Here is a 1,352-nt window from a genome sequence, read left to right as displayed (position 1 = left end):
TGATAAAAAATACCCTAAAACTCTCTCTAATGGTTGTAAGTATTTTGCAGGAATTGTTAGTGATCGTGGTGATAAATTTGAACCTTATAAACCTTATTACCAAAAAATAAAAGAATATATGGGAGAAGAGGCTTATAATAAATTAAAGTATAATATTTTAACAACAAGCTATTATAAATGTGGTGATAAAGTAATACCCATAACTTTTCTTGTAACAGTTTTTGGGACAAGAACAGATTATGGTATGTATGGAGATGAGGGAGCTGGCATTAGCTTTAGTCAAGATTCTTCGATTCAAGCTAATTCAAATAATATTTTTTATCTTATCAATGATAAATTTGTAAAAAGTAATGAAACAAGAGAAGGAGCTATTGAATGACACCTAAAGAATTTATAGAAGAAGCTAAAGATTATGCAGATATAGCAGATGCATCCTATGCAATGCTACATTACATTGATGAGAATGAAGAGATAGATTTTTTCTTAGATAAATTAAAAAGTGAGAATCCTAATCCTAAAATAAAACCTCCTGCTAGATGGATCTATGCAGATGGAATAAAATTAGGATATGAGATAAAACAAGAAAATATCACAGAACAAGCAAAAGCAAATAATCGTAAAATAGGACAACCCACTGCCTATGCTTTAGCAATAGAAGCAAGGTTTAGTTATGGTGTAAGCATTAAAAAACCTAGTGAAGATAAAGAGATACCAATAGAAAATACAATCCAAAATTTTATAGATAGAAATAAATACAAACCAGACCTTGAAAATCAACAACTCCTCGTCGCCACTACCAAAGAAAAACAAGAACAAATCAAACAAGAGCAAATTAAAGAAAAAGATAAACAAGATAAAGATTCTCCTAATAATCTCACCCATCACCTCTCTCCTCGCACTAAATTCTTTACTTCTCGCTTTAAACTCCTACATCATCAACCCAATACTACTTCAGGCTTCTCTGCAACACTCTTTGAGGACACACAAGATAATAATCAAAAGATACTCTCTATAAGAGGCACAGAATTCCCCTCTGGAATCTTTAATGATATAGCAGAAGCTGATGTATCATTAGCCCTAGATTCTCTCCCTAATCATCAATATATAGATATGCTAAAGTTTTATTGTGAATGTGTAGATAAATATCCATCTCTACATAAAGATAATAATCTCATAATAGTAGGACATTCACTAGGAGGTGCATTAGCCCAAATGCTAACTCTATCTCTAGCTACTCCAAACTCTAAGGGTAATATTAAAGAAGTCTATACCTTTAATTCACCCGGAGCTAAAAATCTAAAGCCCCTAAATTTAGATAATGTGTATGAGATAGATTCTACAATACTAAGTGA

Annotated in this window: 1 protein-coding gene and 1 pseudogene; both read left to right on the top strand. The window is 31.6% G+C overall.

Features of this window, described 5'->3' with window-relative positions; all coding sequences use genetic code 11:
* Positions 1-379 (top strand): annotated as a pseudogene (locus CQA44_RS12855) (hypothetical protein); the annotation flags it as partial.
* On the top strand, positions 376-1,352 hold a 977-nt coding region (locus tag CQA44_RS12055), incomplete at its 3' end, for a lipase family protein (RefSeq protein WP_258865050.1). The pseudogene CQA44_RS12855 and the gene CQA44_RS12055, both read left to right, overlap by 4 nt.

The sequence above is a fragment of the Helicobacter sp. MIT 14-3879 genome, assembly GCF_003364125.1.
This window is presented reverse-complemented; position numbering and strand designations above follow the sequence as displayed.